Source organism: Leisingera sp. F5, assembly GCF_001593695.1.
Map to the genome: position 1 here is coordinate 20,313 of NZ_LUKH01000020.1, position 17,900 is coordinate 38,212.

Annotated in this window: 18 protein-coding genes and 1 riboswitch; of the genes, 9 read left to right on the forward strand and 9 right to left on the reverse strand. The window is 64.0% G+C overall.

Translation table 11 applies throughout. From position 1 onward, the window contains the following. Positions 1 to 607: 607 nt before the first annotated feature. Positions 608 to 814, reverse strand: a complete 207-nt coding sequence (gene rpsU, locus A2I95_RS14875; protein WP_024088814.1) for a 30S ribosomal protein S21 — start codon at positions 812 to 814, stop codon at positions 608 to 610. A 118-nt stretch (positions 815 to 932) separates the two neighbouring features. Between rpsU and A2I95_RS14880 the strand changes: the two genes are divergently transcribed. Then, a complete protein-coding gene (locus A2I95_RS14880) occupies positions 933 to 1,634 on the forward strand; it encodes a COQ9 family protein (protein ID WP_291730659.1) in 702 nt (233 codons plus the stop codon). 126 nt (positions 1,635 to 1,760) lie between these two features. Next, complete coding sequence (locus A2I95_RS14885) at positions 1,761 to 2,744, forward strand: NAD(P)H-quinone oxidoreductase (protein WP_291730660.1); 984 nt, start codon at positions 1,761 to 1,763, stop codon at positions 2,742 to 2,744. Between the two features lie 68 nt (positions 2,745 to 2,812). Here the strand turns inward: A2I95_RS14885 and A2I95_RS14890 are convergent, their stop codons facing one another. Together A2I95_RS14890 and A2I95_RS14895 are read right to left on the reverse strand one after the other, a co-directional pair. After that, positions 2,813 to 3,670 carry a DUF2189 domain-containing protein gene (locus tag A2I95_RS14890; protein WP_291730661.1) on the reverse strand — a complete coding sequence of 286 codons (858 nt, stop codon included), beginning with the start codon at positions 3,668 to 3,670 and terminating at the stop codon, positions 2,813 to 2,815. 357 nt (positions 3,671 to 4,027) lie between these two features. Then, positions 4,028 to 4,672, reverse strand: a complete 645-nt coding sequence (locus A2I95_RS14895; RefSeq protein WP_291730662.1) for a ribonuclease T2 — start codon at positions 4,670 to 4,672, stop codon at positions 4,028 to 4,030. A gap of 130 nt (positions 4,673 to 4,802) precedes the next feature. On the opposite strand from A2I95_RS14895, the gene A2I95_RS14900 reads away from it, so the two are divergent. Continuing rightward, a complete protein-coding gene (locus tag A2I95_RS14900) occupies positions 4,803 to 5,570 on the forward strand; it encodes a DUF1013 domain-containing protein (protein ID WP_291730664.1) in 768 nt (255 codons plus the stop codon). Between the two features lie 309 nt (positions 5,571 to 5,879). Next, on the forward strand, positions 5,880 to 8,027 hold the full coding sequence (locus tag A2I95_RS14905; RefSeq protein ID WP_291730666.1) for an ATP-binding protein: 2,148 nt from the start codon (positions 5,880 to 5,882) through the stop codon (positions 8,025 to 8,027). Between the two features lie 149 nt (positions 8,028 to 8,176). Here A2I95_RS14905 and A2I95_RS14910 read toward each other — a convergent pair whose 3' ends face one another. Next, positions 8,177 to 9,073, reverse strand: coding sequence for a LysR substrate-binding domain-containing protein (locus tag A2I95_RS14910; protein ID WP_291730667.1), 897 nt, complete (start codon positions 9,071 to 9,073; stop codon positions 8,177 to 8,179). Positions 9,074 to 9,211: 138 nt separating this feature from the next. Between A2I95_RS14910 and A2I95_RS14915 the strand changes: the two genes are divergently transcribed. Together A2I95_RS14915 and ltaE are read left to right on the forward strand one after the other, a co-directional pair. Continuing rightward, the gene (locus tag A2I95_RS14915) at positions 9,212 to 9,889 is read left to right on the forward strand and encodes a hypothetical protein (protein ID WP_291730669.1); all 678 of its coding nucleotides are present in this window, start codon (positions 9,212 to 9,214) and stop codon (positions 9,887 to 9,889) included. Then, a complete protein-coding gene (gene ltaE, locus A2I95_RS14920) occupies positions 9,886 to 10,935 on the forward strand; it encodes a low-specificity L-threonine aldolase (protein ID WP_291730670.1) in 1,050 nt (349 codons plus the stop codon). Before A2I95_RS14915 ends, ltaE begins: the two co-directional genes overlap by 4 nt. 103 nt (positions 10,936 to 11,038) lie before the next feature. Here ltaE and recR read toward each other — a convergent pair whose 3' ends face one another. Further along, positions 11,039 to 11,638, reverse strand: coding sequence for a recombination mediator RecR (gene recR, locus A2I95_RS14925; protein WP_291730671.1), 600 nt, complete (start codon positions 11,636 to 11,638; stop codon positions 11,039 to 11,041). A gap of 183 nt (positions 11,639 to 11,821) precedes the next feature. On the opposite strand from recR, the gene A2I95_RS14930 reads away from it, so the two are divergent. Then, complete coding sequence (locus A2I95_RS14930; RefSeq protein ID WP_291730672.1) at positions 11,822 to 12,313, forward strand: GNAT family N-acetyltransferase; 492 nt, start codon at positions 11,822 to 11,824, stop codon at positions 12,311 to 12,313. A 78-nt stretch (positions 12,314 to 12,391) separates the two neighbouring features. Here A2I95_RS14930 and A2I95_RS14935 read toward each other — a convergent pair whose 3' ends face one another. Further along, positions 12,392 to 12,736: a YbaB/EbfC family nucleoid-associated protein gene (locus A2I95_RS14935; protein ID WP_291730673.1), complete on the reverse strand. Its 345-nt coding sequence runs from the start codon at positions 12,734 to 12,736 to the stop codon at positions 12,392 to 12,394. Positions 12,737 to 12,928: 192 nt separating this feature from the next. Beyond that, positions 12,929 to 14,737 carry a DNA polymerase III subunit gamma/tau gene (locus tag A2I95_RS14940; protein ID WP_291730674.1) on the reverse strand — a complete coding sequence of 603 codons (1,809 nt, stop codon included), beginning with the start codon at positions 14,735 to 14,737 and terminating at the stop codon, positions 12,929 to 12,931. 194 nt (positions 14,738 to 14,931) lie between these two features. On the opposite strand from A2I95_RS14940, the gene A2I95_RS14945 reads away from it, so the two are divergent. Next, a complete protein-coding gene (locus A2I95_RS14945) occupies positions 14,932 to 15,477 on the forward strand; it encodes a protein-tyrosine phosphatase family protein (RefSeq protein WP_291730675.1) in 546 nt (181 codons plus the stop codon). Positions 15,478 to 15,583: 106 nt separating this feature from the next. Here the strand turns inward: A2I95_RS14945 and A2I95_RS14950 are convergent, their stop codons facing one another. Next, entirely contained in the window at positions 15,584 to 15,988 is a 405-nt protein-coding gene (locus tag A2I95_RS14950; protein WP_291730676.1) for a hypothetical protein, read from the reverse strand. A 109-nt stretch (positions 15,989 to 16,097) separates the two neighbouring features. Next, a riboswitch (cobalamin riboswitch) is annotated at positions 16,098 to 16,320 on the reverse strand. An 18-nt stretch (positions 16,321 to 16,338) separates the two neighbouring features. Then, positions 16,339 to 16,929, reverse strand: coding sequence for a TetR/AcrR family transcriptional regulator (locus A2I95_RS14955; RefSeq protein WP_291730677.1), 591 nt, complete (start codon positions 16,927 to 16,929; stop codon positions 16,339 to 16,341). Between the two features lie 70 nt (positions 16,930 to 16,999). Here A2I95_RS14955 and A2I95_RS14960 point away from each other — a divergent pair, with 70 nt between their 5' ends. Next, positions 17,000 to 17,878 (forward strand): alpha/beta hydrolase, encoded by an 879-nt coding sequence (locus A2I95_RS14960; protein ID WP_291730678.1) that lies wholly within the window; start codon positions 17,000 to 17,002, stop codon positions 17,876 to 17,878. Positions 17,879 to 17,900 lie beyond the last annotated feature (22 nt).

Here is a 17,900-nt window from a genome sequence, read left to right on the forward strand (position 1 = left end):
CGTAGCATAGGAGCGGATACGCGGATTCCTGCGCGCGCGGCGGCCGCGGACAGTGCTGTGCAACTGCTGGCAGGGCACCGGCGCAATCCCGCTGCGGGGCAACGGGCCGGGCGGCGCAGGATTCGGGGGGCAGCTGCCGTCAGAAGACAGGTTTGCGCCGCAGAGTCAGCCGAAGAAGGGGAAGCGGGCCGGGCGCCGTCGGGGGGAAGCTGTCGGCGCCCGGCAATATTGAAACCCCGGAGAGGCTATGCCTTGTTTGCAGGGACCAAGACAGGCGCCGGTTTCGTTTGGGGGGAAGACGCGGCCTGCCCCGGGTTTCAATGAACCGGGTGTTCCAATCCCGGCCGGCGGGGCAGTGTTTAGGGAAACGCATCAGATTTGCCCTGCCGCACTCTCTGTATAGCAGAGGTGTATCTTTAAATACACCCTAAAGATGTAATTCGGGCAAAATTGCGATATTTATGTGCACCCCCTTAAGAAACGGGATTTTTCCCTTGGGGGTAGAAATGACAAACCCCCGGGGCGGGGCCGCGGGGGTCGTCTGAACTTAAGTTCCGGCTGGTCGCAAGACCGGCCCAGTGCTGTCCAAAGCTGGACGGCCTGCCGCTTAGAGCAAACCTTCGCGCTGGAGCTTCTTACGTGCCAGTTTACGGGCACGGCGGATCGCTTCAGCTTTCTCGCGCGCTTTTTTCTCGGACGGCTTCTCGAAATGTTGCTTGAGCTTCATTTCGCGGAATACGCCTTCACGCTGCAGCTTTTTCTTCAGGGCACGAAGCGCCTGATCGACGTTGTTGTCGCGAACACTAACCTGCATGTGGTTTTCACCACCTTTCTAAGTTTGAGTTGCAAGGAAATTGCAGGAAGTGGCCGTATAGCAAAGGCCGTCTATTTTGTCTAGTAGGGTATCAGGACGCTGAAAGCGGGAGGGTGACATGACCGAAAACCAGGATCACGCGCAGGACGATATCAAGGAAAAGCTGCTGAATGCGGCGTTGAATCACGTGCCCTTTGACGGTTGGTCCGAGGTGACATTCCGCGCCGCCTGCCAGGATGCGGATGTGCCCGAAGTGCTGGCCCATGCGGTTTGCCCGCGCGGCGGGGTGGATCTGGCTCTAGCCTATCATGCGCGTGGCGATTCGCGGATGCTGGCGCGGCTGGAAGCCGAGGATCTGTCGGGCCTGCGGTTCCGCGACAAAGTGGCAGCAGCGGTGCGGTTCCGGCTGGAAGCCGTGGACGACAAGGAAGCGGTGCGCCGCGGCACAACGCTGCTGACATTGCCGCAATATGCCGGCGACGGCGTCAAGGCGATCTGGGGCACTTGTGATCTGATCTGGGAGGCGCTGGGCGACGGCTCGGATGATCTGAACTGGTATACAAAGCGCGCCTCGCTGGCCGGGGTCTACTCCGCCACGGTGCTGTTTTGGCTGGGTGACGACAGTCTTGAGCATCAGGCGACCTGGGAGTTTCTCGATCGGCGCATCGGCAATGTGATGGATTTTGAGAAGCTGAAGGCGGGCCTGCAGAAAAATCCCTTGCTGAAACCGTTCCTCGTGGGGCCCAACTGGCTGGCCGGGCAAATCAAGCCGCCGAAAGGCCGCGATGACCTGCCAGGCACGCCGAACCCGCGCCGCTAAAACAAGCCAGGACTGAACTTTGGGGCGGCAGTGCTCCGCAAAGGCGCCAGACTGCGGCGCCTTTGCTGTTTGCGCTCATCCGGACGGGTGCTAGGCAAGGGGCAAGGATCAGGAGGAGATATTCCCATGACAGAGATGATGCGCGCGGTGGAGATCAGCAAACCCGGCGGGCCGGAGGTGCTGAAGCTTTGCCAGCGCCCGGTGCCGCAACCGGGTCACGGCGAGGTGGTGATCAAGGTGACCTATGCCGGGGTGAACCGGCCCGATGCGCTGCAGCGTGCGGGCGCCTATGATCCGCCCAAGGGCGCCAGCGACCTGCCGGGGCTGGAGGCCTCGGGCGAGGTGGTGGCGGTGGGCGCAGGCGTCAGCGGCATCAGCGCGGGCGATCAGGTTTGCGCGCTGCTGCCCGGCGGCGGTTATGCGGAATATGTGGCTACCCCGGCAGCACACTGCCTGCCGGTTCCCGCAGGCTTGGACCTGAAACAGGCGGCCTGCCTGCCGGAGACATTCTTTACCGTTTGGTCCAATGTCTTTACCCGCGGCGGCTTGAAAGCGGGGGAGCGGTTCCTGGTGCATGGCGGCTCGTCCGGCATCGGCACCACCGCCATCCAGCTGGCCAAGGAATTTGGCGCGCGGGTCTTTGCCACCGCCGGCTCGGCGGAGAAATGCCAGGCCTGCCTGGATCTCGGCGCCGAGCGTGCGATCAACTACCGCGACGAGGATTTCGTCAAGGTTCTGCGCGACGAGGGCGGTGCCGATCTGGTGCTCGACATGGTCGGCGGCGATTACATCCCGCGCAACGTCAAGGCGATGGCTGAGGACGGCCGCCTGGTGCAGATCGCCTTCCTGCAAGGGCCCAAGGTGGAGCTGAACTTTGCCCTGATGATGGTGAAGCGGCTGACGCTGACCGGCTCGACGCTGCGCCCGCAAAGCGACCTGGCCAAGGCGCAGATCGCCCAGGACCTGCGCGAGGCGGTGTGGCCGCTGATCGAATCAGGCAAGGTGGCGCCGGTGATGGACAGCGAGTTTGCGCTGGAGGAAGCGGCAGCAGCGCATACCCGGATGGAAAGCTCTGGCCATATCGGCAAGATTGTTCTGAAGGTGGGATGACGCTTTGGGGGGTGCACACAGAAGGGCCGGCGCTTTTGCCGGCCCTTTTTTGTTGATCAGCGTCCGATTCAATCGACAGCGCGCCGGTACAGATGCCAGGTCGCGTGCCCCAGCACCGGCACCACAATGATCAGCCCGGCCAGGAAGGGAATTGCGCCAACCACCAGCGCGGTGCCGACGATCACCCCCCAGGTCATGCAAATCACAGGGTTTTTGCGCAGCACCTTGATCGAGGTGGCCACCGCCACCGGCAGACCCACATGGCGGTCCAGCAAGAGCGGGAAGGACACCAGGCTCATTGCCAGCGCGGCAAAGGCAAAGACCGCGCCCACGATGCCGCCGCTGATGGCCATGATCCAGCCCTCGCGGGTGGTCACCACTTCCGCGGCAAAGCCCAGCATCGAGGCCGGCGGCTCCGGCCCCAGGGTGCGGCTGTAGATCATGTCAGCAGCCACCAGCCAGACAATGAACAGCACCGCCAGGTACAGCCCCAGCACCAGAATGCCGCCAAAGGCAGGCGAGCGGATGACGCCGAATGCATCCATCCAGCGCGGCTCGAACCCGGCCTCACGGCGCGAAGACATTTCATAAAGCCCGACTGCTGCCACCGGTCCAAGGATCGCAAACCCCATGATCATGGGCACGATCAGGGGCAATAGATTCATTGACAGACTCATCACGATCAGCGTGATGCCGATCAGCGGATAAAACAGCACCAGAAACATGGCATCGCTGCGGCAGGCGGCAAAATCCTCCAGTCCGGCAGCCAGTGAATGAATGATATCGTCCATGGTGAGCGTGCGTGCTTTCGGCAGTTCCTTGACGCCGTCGCTGCCCATCTCTTCGACCGTCTGGCCGATATGCTGACCGGTTGTCTCTGCACTTTGCAGAAGCCAGCTCAGCGGGTTGCCTATTGTTTTTGCCATGCGCTTCCTCCTCCTCGCTGACCATAACGGAAGTGCCGTTCAGGCAGGGCCGGGTGCGGCACGTAACATAATACTAGCACAAATCCTGGCGAAGTGTGCGTCACAGGCCATTTATTGCCGCGTGAGCAGCAAAGCGCCCTGCGACTGCGGCCGCAGGCAGGTTTGTTTGAGGAAGAGGAATAAGAGCCGGCCCCGGGCTCACAGGGGCTGACAAGTGCGCGCCACTGTCTTCTTTCTGGTCCCAAATACCCTTTCTGGTCCCAAATACCCCGGGGTGAATTGGCCGTGAGGCCAAGAGGGGCAGCGCCCCTTCTCTTCTTCAGCCCGCGGGGCAGCGCCCCTGCGCCCGTCTCCGCCTCAGCGTACCGGCGCGAGGCGGGCGTTTTTCAACGTGCAGTCCCGGATCGCATCCTGTCCGCAAGGCACCGGTTGCAGTGTTTTCGACAGGCAGATGCGGGCCTCCTGTATGGCGCCGTCCCGGCAGGTGATGGTCAGCGAGTTGCGCGACAGCGATGGGTTTTCCTTCAGGAAGGCCTCTTCCACCAGCGCAGCGGGCAGGGTGACGGGCTTGTCCAGCTTGCGGAAGACAGCGGGACGGGTCACGCGCCAATAGGCTTCGCGCATCAGCCCGTAATAGGCGCGCGCGCTGAGACCGGAACAGGTGCCGTGTTTCTTCCACTGGTGCCAGGCCAGGCCAGGGCTGCCCGTGATATCCGCCATGTCCCGGCTCATGCGGCGGCTGGGCGGCGCCGCGGCGGTGCGGCAATAGCTGGGCCAGCCGCGGTGGAACTGCGGCCATAGCCCGTGCAGAGTCCAGCCGTAATCCTGGCGCGCCGCGCATTGCTCTGCGCCGCGCGCGCCGCCTTCCTGCTCGCACCAGTTCGGCGACCAGCTGAGCGCCAGCACGTAATAGTCGAATTCCCCGGCCGGCTCGCCCTCTGCCGCGGCAAAGGCGGCACAACAGGTCAATACAGCCGCGAACCCCAGCAACAACTTGCGCATTGGCCTCTTTCCTTATGCAATGAAGCCGACTATATAGACCTGAAGTTCCCCGACAACGGAAACCAGACCCCGAATGCGGGGCAGCCTTGATCCAGGCGGCGGGGAAGATGTGTTTTAAGGAGATGAGCGCATGGCAAAACCGTTGATGGCCAAGGCAACCGCCGTGTGGCTGGTGGACAATACCACGATCAGCTTCAAGCAGATCGCCGATTTCGTCGGCATGCACGAGCTGGAAATCCAGGGCATCGCTGATGGCGAAGTGGCCGCGGGCGTCAAAGGGTTCGACCCGATGGCCAACAACCAGCTGACCCAGGATGAGATCGACAAGGCGCAAGCCAATCCGCTGCACAAGCTGAAGCTCAAGTTCAACCCGGCCGCCGCCGGCGAGGAAAAGCGCCGCGGCCCGCGCTACACGCCGCTGTCCAAACGCCAGGACCGTCCGAATTCGATCCTGTGGCTGGTCAAGTTCCACCCGGAACTCAGCGATGGCCAGATCGCCAAGCTGGTCGGCACCACCAAACCGACCATCCAGTCGATCCGCGAGCGCACCCATTGGAATATCTCCAGCATGCAGCCGATCGACCCGGTGGCGCTGGGCCTGTGCCGGCAGTCCGAGCTGGATGCCGTCGTGCAGAAGGCCGCGGCCAAGAAAGCCGCCGAAGGCGGCGTGATGAGCGATGACGAGCGCCGCAAGCTGGTTTCCACCGAACAATCGCTGGAGATGGACGCCGAGCCGAAGATCCCAAGCGCGATCGAAGGGCTGGAAACCTTTACCCTGGGCGGCGGCTTGAGCAGTGAAGACGAGAAGAAGGAAGAGGAAATCCCCGACGCGGACAGCTTCTTCAACCTGCCCTCAGGCGGGGATGACGAGGACGAAGACGAAGATCCCCGCTTCTGATCCCGTCCGGCCCGGCGCGGGTGATTGAAGGAATTAATTAAAATGCCGCAGATCCGACGCTCCGGGTTTGCGGCTTTTTCTGATAGAATTGACTCTCTACGTTACAATATGTTGACTAAGTGTCCCTGTTTTGCGCAGCATGATGTTGCGGGGCAGTTGTGTTCCAGATTGCCCGCAATGACCGGGGCGCGGGAAACGCCTTTTGTTTCAGGGTGGTTTTCCAAAGTGTAAGGAACGGGGAGTTACAGAGTATTGCCAGCGGTCCGGCCTTGCAGGCCTGTCCGCACAGGGTTGGCAGGAGTACAAGCAATGGACGCAGCAGGGGCAGCGGTGCTTGGGGAAAGCAGCCGTTTGGATCTGGAGGCACTGGCCCGTTTCCGCGGTCTGGAGTTCTGCCAGGAATTTGTGGATCAGCTGGCGCAGGCCTATGGGGCCGATCTGGTCACCGTGGGTGAGCTGAAGGTCATGGAGACCGAGCGCATCAAGGTGCTGGCAAGCTGGTTTGACGGGCTGCAGCTGGGGGATTTCGAATACGAGTCTTGCGTGACGCCGTGCCATGATGTGGTGCTCAGCGGCGATCCGCATGTCTTTCCCTGCCGGGTGCAGGAGCTGTATCCGGATGACGAGATGTTCATCGAGGAGGGCATCCAAAGCTACGTTGGCATCGCCCTGAAAAACGCCGATGGCGAGGCTATCGGACTGGTCCAGGCTTCCTGGCGTTATGAAATCGACGACGCACTGGCGCAGCATATCGCGAATGTCATGCAGCATTTCGCGCCCCGGCTAGGGGCGGAGATCGCCGGAGTGCAGACGCTGACGACCCTGGCGGTGCTGGCCGAGGGCCCGGGCGGCATTTCACCGCGCGAGGCTTTCCGGCAGCTGGCTAGGCAGCTGCAGGGCGCGCTTAAGGTGCGCTCGGCCTTTATTGCCGAATGCGTGGACGGCAAACCGGAATTTTTCCGGGTGCTGGCCTGTTGCTTTGAAGGGCGGCAGATGGAGGAGGCCGAAGACGCGGAGGTCCCCTATGACGGCACCCCTTGCGCGTTTTTGAAAGGCCGGGAGAAATTCCTGGTGCCGGAGGGGTTGCAGGAGGCGTTTCCGGGGCAGGTCCATTTCCGGACCCGGAACCTGCATTCCTATCTGGGCATTCCGCTGACTGACGCAGAGGGCACCGTGATCGGCCACTTTGCGCTGCAGCATGACCGGGAAATCAAACAGCGCAAGCTGGAGACCGATCTTATTGCGCTGTTTGCCGCCCGGATCGGGCTGGAGCTGCGCCGCCGCAAGGCGGAGAAGCGCCGCGCCCGGGCGGAAGAGGCGCTGCTGATCAAGCGCAAGACCGAGAGCCTGGGACTGCTGGCAGGCACCATTGCGCATGATTTCAACAACCTCCTGGCCTCAATGCAGGGCCGCGCCGAACTGGCGCTGGCGCATCTTGAAACCGCGCATCCGGCAAAAGAGCATTTGCAGGTGGTGGAACAGGGGCTGCAAGCCTCTGCCTTGCTGGTGCGGCAGCTGCTGAATTATGCCAAGGGCGGCGGCAGCCGGGAGCACGGGCCGTGCGATTTGAACGGGATCGTGCAAGAGACCATGGCGCTGGTCCCGGTGGAGCGCAAAACCGGCAAGCAAGTGGTGCTTGACCTGGAGGAGGCGGCGCTGACGGCGCAGATGGATCCGTCGCAGGTGAGTCAGCTTTTGCTGAACCTGCTCTTCAATGCGGTCGAAGCGATCGGATCGGGCGCGGGCACTGTCACGGTGACCACCCGAAGGACCAGCCTTAGCGATGCTGAGCGGCGCAAGCTGCTGAAGGGGCGGAACATGCCGGCCGGCGCCTGCCTGCTGCTGGAGGTGCGCGATACCGGCAGCGGCATGGGCCGTGAAACCGTGACCCGGATTTTTGACCCCTTCTTTACCACCAAGCCCGGCGGCCGCGGCCTCGGTATGGCAGCGGCGCTGGGGATCATCAGCCGCCATCAGGGCGGTCTGGCGGTGGAAAGCCGCGAAGGCGAAGGCAGTGCCTTCCGCTTCTACTTTCCTGCCTGCGCCGCTGCGCCGGTGGCGAAAGCGTGCGCGGCAGCGCCGCCGGCGCAGCGGCGCGGTGCGGAGATCCGGCGGATCCTGGTGGTGGATGACGAGGAAACCGTGCGCCGGGCGGTGGCGGGGCTGTTGCAGCTGCGCGGCTGCGAAGTGCAGCAGGCTGATGGTTATGACGCGGCGCTGGCGCAGTTGCAGGCGGAGGGGCCGTTTGACGGCGCGGTGATCGACATGAGCATGCCGGGCCGCGGCGGCTGGGAGACTCTGGCGGGTCTGCGCAAAATCCAGCCCGGGCTGAATGCGGTGATGATGAGCGGGTTTGCCATCAGCGCGGTTGAGGCAGGATTTCCTGATCTGTCCGAGGTTCAAGTGCTGGACAAGCCGTTCACCAAGGAAAAGCTGTACAAGGCGGTTTTCACCTAAGGGCGGGGGCATTGTCGCTGCCGGAAGGCTCCCGCGCCCGCATGTGCCCCTGGCGGGGCCCATTGGCCGCCTTGGGCCCGGCGCCGCGCTGGCGCGCGGCGCGGTGCACCCGGATGAAATCCAACATCTCATTGCGGGCAAAAAGCTGGTCAACCGCCATCCTGGTCGCTGGCGTCACGCAGGAGCCAGCGGCGGACCCGTTCGATCCGGCTGGTGCCCGCCTTGGCCTGCGGTGTCAGCAGGTAATAGGCGCTGGCCGGTGTGCAGCGGTGGGGATGGGCCTGAATCAGCGTGCCCTCGGCCAGCTCCCGGCGCACCAGAAGTTCCGGCAGAATGGCAACGCCATGGCCGTATTTCACGGCGTCGATCAGCATCTCGAACTGGCTGAACAGCGGCCCGGCGGGACGGGCAGGCAGGGTTTCACCCAGATCCTCGAACCAGATCTGCCAGCTGAGCAGCCGGGTGGAATGCTGCAGCGCCGGGAGGTCCAACAGACCGGCTGCTGACGGCACGGGGGCATCCAGCAGGTCGCGGGCAGCCACGGCGATCAGGGTTTCCGGCATCAGCAGATCCGCGCGAAAGCCCGGCCAGGGCGGATCGCCTTGCACGATAGCCAGATCGACCAGGCTGGCATCTACCTGAGCATTGTCCAGATAGGTTATGGTGTTGACCGTCAGCCGCGGCTGCGTCTGGGCCAGGTCTGCCAGCCGCGGCATCAGCCAGCGGCTGCCCAGTGTCGGGTAGGTGCCGATATTCAGCGCGCCATAAGGGTTATCGCGGGTGCGCAACCGGTAAAAGGTGGCCTCCAGCGCTTCCAGTTGCGGTGCCAGCTCCTCCAGCAGCATCCGTCCGGCACCGCTGAGCTGCACCCGCTGGCGTTCGCGCTTGAACAGGGTTTGGCCGGTCAGCGCCTCCAGGCTTTGGATCTGGCGGCTGAAGGCGCTTTGCGACAGGTTCATCTCCCGCGCGCCTCCGGCAAAGCTGCCGGCCCGGGCGGCGGCCTCGAAACACAGGAGGGCAGAGGTGGGCGGGATCTTGCGGCGCATGGCCTGCACCCTGCCATATGTTGCAATTTTTGCAATAAAGATTGCAAAAGCCCGGCTTTTTCCTGGTCTCCTTGCCTGTCAGCATAGCATTCAAAGCATCACCCCTCGCGATCAGCACAAAGAATGGGAGCGCGCGACATGAGTTTTGAACCGCAAATCAACGACGCCGATGTGCAGGCTGTTGCCCAGGCCATGGGCCGCATGCCGGATTCAGCCAGGGTGGCAGAGTTTGTGCCCGGACCTGGCATCCAGCGGCTGGAGTTGAAATTCGACATTGAAAAGCTGCAGGAGGCGCTGGAGGAGTGCCTGAAGCGCGAGGCTTTCATGGGCGGCCTGCAGGACCAGGGCTTTGCCGCGCTGCCGCTGACCCGGCGGCCGGGCCAGACCGAATGGACCGCCAATGACCTGTCGGGCCGCTACTGGCTGCGCGCCGATGGCCGCTATGTCGAAGAACCGCGCGAGGATCTTGTGCCGGAGGTGGATTTTTCCGAATTCAATCCGAAGTTCGCGGGCACCTATTTCGAGCATGTGCATAAAGAGCTGGCCAATCGGTTTCCGATCGGGCGGACGCGGGTGCTGTCCAAGGGGCTGTACAATTGCAACTCCTGGCACCGGGATCCGGAGCCGCGGCTGCATATCCCGGTTGTCTCCAATCCCGGGTCATTGTTCATCGTGAATCATCACGTCACGCATTTGCCCGCCGATGGTTCGGTGTACTTTACGGACACCCGCGGCTATCACACCGCTCTGAACGGGGGGGAAACCCGGCGCGTTCATATCGTGGCGGCGCTGGCCTATGATCAGGTGACGGAATGAGCCAATACGCAGGATTGGCGGGTGCAGGGCAGACTTCTGCCGTCTGCGACCTGCGCAGCGATACGCTGACGCGGCCCGATGCGGGCATGATGCAGGCGATCCAGGCGGCAGAGCTGGGCGATGACGTCTATGGCGAAGACCCGCAAGTGAACCGGTTGGAGTCTGTGCTGGCCGAGCGGCTGGGCAAGGAAGCGGCACTGTTCCTGCCGACCGGCACCATGAGCAACCTGGCGGGCCTTCTGGCCCATTGCCAGCGCGGCGAGGAAATCATCCTGGGCGCGGATTATCACGTCTGTGCCTACGAGGCAGCGGGCGCTTCGGTTCTGGGCGGGATTTCACTGTGCCCGGTGCCGGTGCGCGCGGACGGCGCGCTCGACCCGGTAGTGATTGCCGGGGCGGTCAAGGAAGATGACAGCCATTTGGCCGTGAGCCGACTGCTGTCATTGGAGAATACCCACAACGGGCTGGCAGTGCCGCTGGCGGATATGGCTGCGGCAGCTAATGCCGGACGCAACGCAGGGCTGGCGGTGCATCTGGACGGAGCGCGGTTTTTCAATGCGGCCATTGCGCTAGGCTGTGCCGAAGCGGATCTGGCCGGTTTGGCGGACAGCGTTTCGATCTGCCTGTCCAAAGGGCTGGGCGCGCCTGCGGGGTCTGTCCTGGCAGGGCCGCAGGACTTGATCGCCAAGGCGCGGCGCTGGCGCAAGATGCTGGGCGGCGGCATGCGGCAGGCCGGGGTGCTGGCCGCGGCTGGGCTTTATGCGCTGGACCACAACGTGGCCCGGCTGGCGGAGGATCACGCGCGGGCCGGGGAATTGGCGGGGGTACTGCACAGCCTGGAGGCGGGCGAGGTGAGCCAGGCCACTAATATGGTTTTCTTCACGCCAGGGGACGGGCGCAATGATGAATTGCGCAGGCATCTGGCAGCAGAGGGTGTGGTGATTGGCGGCGGCAGTTCCGGCGCGATCCGCATGGTGCTGCACAAGGGCGTCGGTGACGATGCTTTGGACCGCGCGGTGCAGGGGCTGATAAGCTTCTACGGCTGACATGCAGAGGCAGACCGCGCCCGCCCATGGCGGGCGCGGTCCCAGAAAATTCGAATTTTCCGGCCAAAATTCTTCGAAGAATTTTATGCGCCCGGACGCGCCGTCAGATGTCCTTCCGCGCCCTGAGCGCCGCAGAAATGGTGCCGTCATCCAGATAGTCCAGCTCGCCGCCGATCGGCACGCCTTGCGCCAGCGAGGTAAGCCTGACCTGCCCCTGCAGCTGGTCGGCGATGTAATGGGCAGTTGTCTGGCCGTCGATGGTGGCGTTCAGCGCCAGGATCACCTCGCTGACACCTTCGGTTGCCACCCGGTCCACGAGCCGGGGAATGCGCAGATCTTCCGGACCCACCGCATCCAGCGCCGACAGGGTGCCGCCCAGAACATGGTAGCGGCCCTTGAACACCGCCGCCCGTTCCATAGCCCAGAGGTCGGCGACATCCTCAACCACGCACAGCTCGCCATTGGCGCGCTCGGGGTCGGTGCAAAGCGGGCAGATCTCGCTGGTGCCGATATTGCCGCAGTTGAGGCATTCGCGCGCGGTTGCGGCGACCTCGGTCATCACATCGGCCAGGGGCGTCAGCAGCAGCGCCCGCTTGCGGATCAGATGCAGCACCGCACGGCGGGCAGAGCGCGGGCCGAGCCCCGGCAGCTTGGCCATCAGGGCAATCAGGTCTTCGATATCGCTGGTGGAGTTTCTGATCATGGCTCGGGCCTTTGTGCGCCGTGCTATATAGGCTGATTGCAGCAGGAAAGCGCAAGGGCAGGGCAGCAAAATGTTCGGGGTTTGTTTTGCAGCGGCAACTGCCAGGGTGTGGGCAATTGAGCTGACGGACGGCAGGGCGTATCTGTAGCAGCACATCTTGCGCGGGAAAGAAAAGGGGCGGCAATGGAACGGCAGGACAAAACCCAAAACTCAGTGCGCTTCGTCCGGCTGACCGAGATCGCGCCGCTGGAGATTGCCCGCCACATGTCAGACCCGCGGATGGCTGAGCATATGCCGCTGCTGACAGGCACTTGGGACGAAGAGGCTGCGAGGGCCTTTGTCGCCGCCAAGGAGAGCTTTTGGCAAAAGGATGGCCTGGGTCATTGGGCGTTTTTGCAGCAGGGTCAATATCTTGGCTGGGGCGGGTTTCAGAAAGAGGAGAGCGAGTGGGATTTCGGATTGGTCCTAAGGCCCGGCTGTTTTGGCCTGGGGCCTGCCATTGCCCGGCAAGCGCTGGAGTTTGCCCGCGGCGATCCGCGTATCCCTCTTGTGACTTTCCTGTTGCCGCCGACGCGGCGTCATCTGCGCCCGTTGGCACGGCTGGGCGCGGTGCAGGCGGGAGAGGCACTGTGCGGCGGGCAGCGCTTCTTGAAATTCCGGCTGGAGACGCGCTGAGGTACCCGAAGCAAACGAGATGCAAAGAATAAGGCGGCTCCTGACGGGCCGCCTTTGGTCTGGCATTGCTGGCACAGCTTAGAACGGCAGCTTGATGTCCTTCGGCAGGCCCATGCTTTCGGTCAGCTTGGTCATCTCTTCCTGCGCTTTTTCGGCCGCCTTGGCCTGGGCGTCCTTGATGGCGGCCAGGATCAGATCCTCGACCACTTCCTTGTCGTCGCCATTGAAGATCGACGGGTCGATATCCAGGCCTTTGAGGTCGCCCTTGGCGGACGCGGTGGCCTTGACCAGGCCGGCGCCGGCCTCGCCGGTCACCATCACATTGTGCAGCTCTTCCTGCATCTGGGCCATTTTACCCTGCAGTTCCTGTGCCGATTTCATCATCTTGGCCATGTCGCCAAGACCGCCGAGGCCTTTGAGCATCTGTCATCTCCTGAGATTCCGGTTCGGGGCACAGATACGGGCCGTGAGGGCGTGAAACAAGGGGAGGATTGCTTCGGTGCAAGAGTTTAGCCCCCTTCCGTCCGGCCGGCAGGCCGGGCAGCGCCTGACCTTCCCCCTGAGGAAGGCGCTATCGCTCCCAGTCAAGGTCAGGCGATGCCCTGGATTTTTAGGTCATCCATCCTCAAACGGGTCCCATTCGTCCTCCACCTCGGGCAGAGCCTCGGCGGCGACCTCCGCCGCCAGTTCCTCCGGCGTGCGGATACGCTTGATCTTCGCCTTGGGGAAGCTCTCCAGCACCGCCTGCACCAGCGGATGGGCAGCGGCTTTCTCGCGCAGGGCGTTCTCGGCGGCGTCGCGGACCTCGGCAATGGTGGCTGCGTCACCGTCCGGTGCGATCGACACCACCCAGCGCGCACCGGTCCAGTTTTGCAAAGCGGTGCCAAGCCGGGCAGCCAGATCACGGGGCGCCTGGGCTGACGGGGTGAATTCGATGCGGCCTGGCTGGTAGGAAACCAGACGTACACCGCCTTCGACCTCGACCAGCAGTTTCACGTCGCGGTTGGTGCGGATCAATTCGACCACATGCTCAAATGTCGGAAAGCGGGCCAGCGCAGAGCTGACCTGCGGTGCCAGGGCTGTCACAGTGCCGCCGCCGCCATGGGCCACAGGCGCGCTGCCAGCGGGGGCGCCTTGGGCGCCGGCGGGTGCGCTGCCGCCGAGCGCCTGGCCGCCCATCCCCTGCATTGCTCCACCGCCGCCTGGCCCGCCGGGGCCGGGGGGTGGCGGTGGGGGCGTGTCCTGCAGTTTGCGGATCAGCTCCTCCGGGCTGGGCAGATCGGCCACATGGGTGAGCCGGATCACCGCCATCTCGGCAGCCATCATCGCGTTGGGGGCTGCGGCGACTTCCTCAAGCGCTTTCAGCAGCATCTGCCACATACGGGTGAGAACGCGCATCGCCAGCGCATCCGCCATCGCCTTGCCGCGGGCGCGTTCATCCGGGCTGACAGTGGGGTCCTTGGCGGCATCGGGCGTGATCTTCACAACCGAGACCCAATGGGTGATTTCAGCCAAATCGCGCAGCACCGCCAGCGGGTCGGCGCCTTCGGCGTATTGGCCGCTGAGTTCTGTGAGGGCCGCCGCCGCATCACCGCGCAGGATCATGTCCATCAGGTCCAGCACCCGGCCCCGGTCAGCAAGCCCCAGCATGGCGCGGACCTGGTCGGCGGTGGTCTCCCCTGCGCCATGGGAAATCGCCTGATCCAGCAGCGAAGTCGCATCACGGGCCGAACCTTCGGCGGCGCGGGTGATCAGGGCCAGCGCGTCCTCGGCAATCTGCGCGTTTTCAGCCCCGGCGATCTTTTGCAGCAGGGCAATCATCACTTCCGGTTCGATCCGGCGCAGATCAAACCGCTGGCAACGCGACAGCACCGTCACCGGCACTTTGCGGATCTCGGTGGTGGCGAAGATGAACTTCACATGCGCGGGCGGCTCCTCCAGCGTCTTCAAGAGCGCGTTGAAGGCGCTGGTCGACAGCATGTGGACTTCGTCGATGATGTAGATCTTGTAGCGGGCCGAAGCGGCGCGGTACTGCACGCTATCGATAATCTCGCGGATGTCGTTCACGCCGGTGCGCGAGGCCGCGTCCATCTCCATCACGTCGACATGGCGGCCTTCCATGATCGCAGTACAATGCTCGCATGTGCCGCAAGGGTCGGTGGTGGGGCCGCCCTGGCCGTCGGCGCCGATGCAGTTCATCCCCTTGGCGATGATCCGCGCGGTGGTGGTTTTACCGGTGCCGCGGATGCCGGTCATGATAAAGGCCTGGGCAATGCGGTCGGCGGCAAAGGCGTTTTTCAGCGTCCGCACCATGGCGTCCTGCCCCACCAGATCGGCAAAGGTCTCGGGCCGGTATTTGCGGGCCAGAACCTGGTATTGGGATTGGCCGGATGCGCCGGGGGTGCCGCTGGGGGTATCGTTCATGATGTCTCGTGCCGGATTCGGGATGCGGGGCGTCCGCGTTCCGCGCAGGGTATTGAAGCGCGCTGCATTCGTCCACCGGTGATAGGGCCGCCGCGGAGGCGCAAAAGGGCTTTGGGATTGCGCGCTTAACGCTTAGGCTGCAAAGGCAGGGGACTGCGGGGGAAATGCAGGAACGCAGCGGCTAAGGAGGCGGTATGCGATCTGAAGACATCCCGGAACTTGCGGCGCAGGACGGTGCAGCGTCGGCAGGTCTTACTATCCACGCGCTGTCAGCAGGCGGCGGCATTCTGGCGCTATGCCCGCTGCCCGGGGCGGGCGGCGATTACCGCGGCGACCTGATCCAGATCTATCAATGGAAGCCGGGGCTGGTGATCTCGATGACCACGGAGGCAGAGCACGCAGCCGCAGGCGTGCCGCGGCTGGGGATTGATGTTCAAAGCATGGCCTGCCGCTGGCTGCACCTGCCGGTGCCGGATTTCGGCGTCCCGCCGCCGGGCGTGGCAGCGAAATGGGCGGCTGCCAGCCGGTCTGCGCGCCAGGCATTGGGCGGCGGCGGCCGGGTTCTGGTGCATTGCAAGGGCGGCTGCGGGCGCTCCGGCATGGCGGTGCTGCGGCTGATGATCGAATGCGGCGAGGAACCGGCGCAGGCGCTGGCGCGGCTGCGCGCAGTGCGGCCCTGCGCGGTTGAAACTGAGGCGCAGCTGGACTGGGCCTGCGCGGGACAAATTTCAAAGCGCTGAAGGCAGCGCCTGACCCCGAGCGGATGCGAAGCGCCCTCCTGTTTGGCCAGCGGTAAACCTCTGGTGTGACGGGAAGGCGGGGCGTTTCAGTCTGTTGAGGTGCGTGTTACAGCGCCAGCATCTGTTCCGCCTGCAATGCCTCCGTGGTTTTCGGCAGCGCCTCCATCAGCGCGCAGGGGCGGGTGTCCAGCTTGGAGGCGGCAAACCCGGTGCCGTCGCGGCTGAGGATGGCATCGGCAAAGCGGTCCAGCCCGTCACGCGGCGCCTCTTCACCGACGCCGCAATAGAGCCGGATCCGGTCGTGGCTGGCGGCAAATTGCGCCGGGCAGTTGCGCGGGCAGCCGTCCAGAGCGGTGGTGCCGGTGATCTCGAAATCCTCTTGTGTCAGCGGCTTGGCCTTGGTCATCGCTTCGGCCAGTTTGGTGATCATCCGTTCCGCCGCGGGGCAGGGGCGCCCCAGGTATTTGCAATCTGTTGCCGCATAGAAATGCGTCTGGTCGGTCCACATCATATCTGCGCCCTCCGCGCGTGGCACGGGGGTCATGGGGACAAGAGCTCGGATGAAAGGCGGATCGAAGCCGCCGCAGCCATCAGACCCTGTCCGGACACCCCGCCCGGGTTCGAGTTACACGTCTGATGGCAGGTCTCCTGACTTGCGGGTCGTCGCTTTCCCGATCCTTCCCGGCCTTGTTACGGGCCAGTGGCTCTATCGGGGTCGCTCGCCGCTTACAGTTGCGGGGGCAGCCGCGGAATTGGCCTGTTTTTGCGCAGGCCGCACCGTGTTCCCTTTTCATCCCGGACACAAGATTCTGTGGCACGGGAACCATCACTACAAGCGGTAGCGGTTTCTTCCGCGAGTCGTCAATCGTTTTTCTGCATCTGCAAATACAGCCCGCGGATCACATCCGAGTCGCGCCGCACCCGTGCCAGCTGCCAGCCGCCCTGCAGCAGGATATAGAAATTCTCCGCCGCCGCGCGGGCTTCTTTTTCTGCCAGGCCCAAGCGCTGGCCATGGCGGGTGGTTTCAGTAATCCAGCCCTCGAACAGATGCGCGGCGTGCTGGTGGAAGGCGTCGTTTTCCGGCCCTTCGAACAGGGTGGCAGAAACCGGGCAGCCGCTCCATTTACCCTGTTTGTCGAACAGCTTGGCCAGCTTGTAGCAGACCGTCTTGGCACCCTCCCGGAAGGTTGGCGCCGGAGCAAAAGACGCCTCGATCAGCAGCAGCATCTGCCCTGACGCCCAGTCCGCCGCGGCCAGCGCAAGGTCGGATTTACCGTTTGGGAAATGGTGATAAAGCGAGCCCTTGGGTGCCCCTGCCTCTGCCAGCAGTTCCGCCAGCCCGGTGCCGCTGTAGCCCTTGTTGCGGAACAGGCCGGCAGCGGCGCGGATCAGCCGCTCGCGGGTCGGCGGCGGGCCGGTCCCGCCTGTCTCAGCTGTCGTTACGTCAGTCATGGCGGCAGCTTGACAGCATTAGACCGATTGGTCCAGACACGGGTTAGACCAATCGGTCTAGGAGGCTGCCATGCTGGACAAAAGTGCAGAACATACCGCGGTTATCCGCGAGGAAGCCCTGCGGTTTGCCTCGGGCGGCCACATGCTTGCGGGGCGGCTGTATCATCCGGCGGGGCAGGCGCGGGCGGCGGTGGTGCTGAATGGCGCAACCGGCGTGCCGCAGCGCTATTACCGGCATTTCGCGCGCTGGCTGGCAGCCGAGCAGCACGTGGCCTGCCTGACCTATGATTACCGGGATTTCGGAGACTCGGCGCAGGGACATCCGCGCCATTCCGATGCGACAATGGCCCAATGGACGCTGGAAGATCAGCCAGCTGCCCGGGTTGAAATGCAGCGGCACTATGCGGGCGTGCCGTTGTGGGTTATCGGCCACTCGCTGGGGGCAATGCTGATGCCCCTGCAGGATGGCCTGAAGGACGTCGCCCGCATGATCGTGGTTGCGGGCGGCTTGGTGCATCACCACGATCATCCCTGGCCCTACCGCGCGCTGGCGCTGGCTTTCTGGTTCGGCCATGTGCCGCCATTGGTCCGTGCCTTGGGCTATCTGCCCGGGCGCGCGGTGGGGTTCGGGGCCGATTTGCCCGCCGGGGTTTACTGGCAATGGCGGCGCTGGTGCACCACGCCCGGCAGCTACCTGCCGGAAACCGGCTCGGCTTTGCCGTTGCCCAAATGGGAAGACACCGGTGCGCCGGTGGATCTGTTTGCGATGGCGGATGACGATGTTGTGCCGCCAGCGGCCGTCTGGCGTTTGGGAGACGTCTTTGGCGGCAGCAGGCAGCGCCGGACGGTGCTGGTACCGCAGGAGACTGGTGTGCAGAAGATCGGCCACCTGGGCGCCTTTGCCCGCGCCAATGCAGCCCTGTGGCCGCGGCTGCTGCCGCAGCAATAGTGCGGCGCCCCGCCAAATCTTG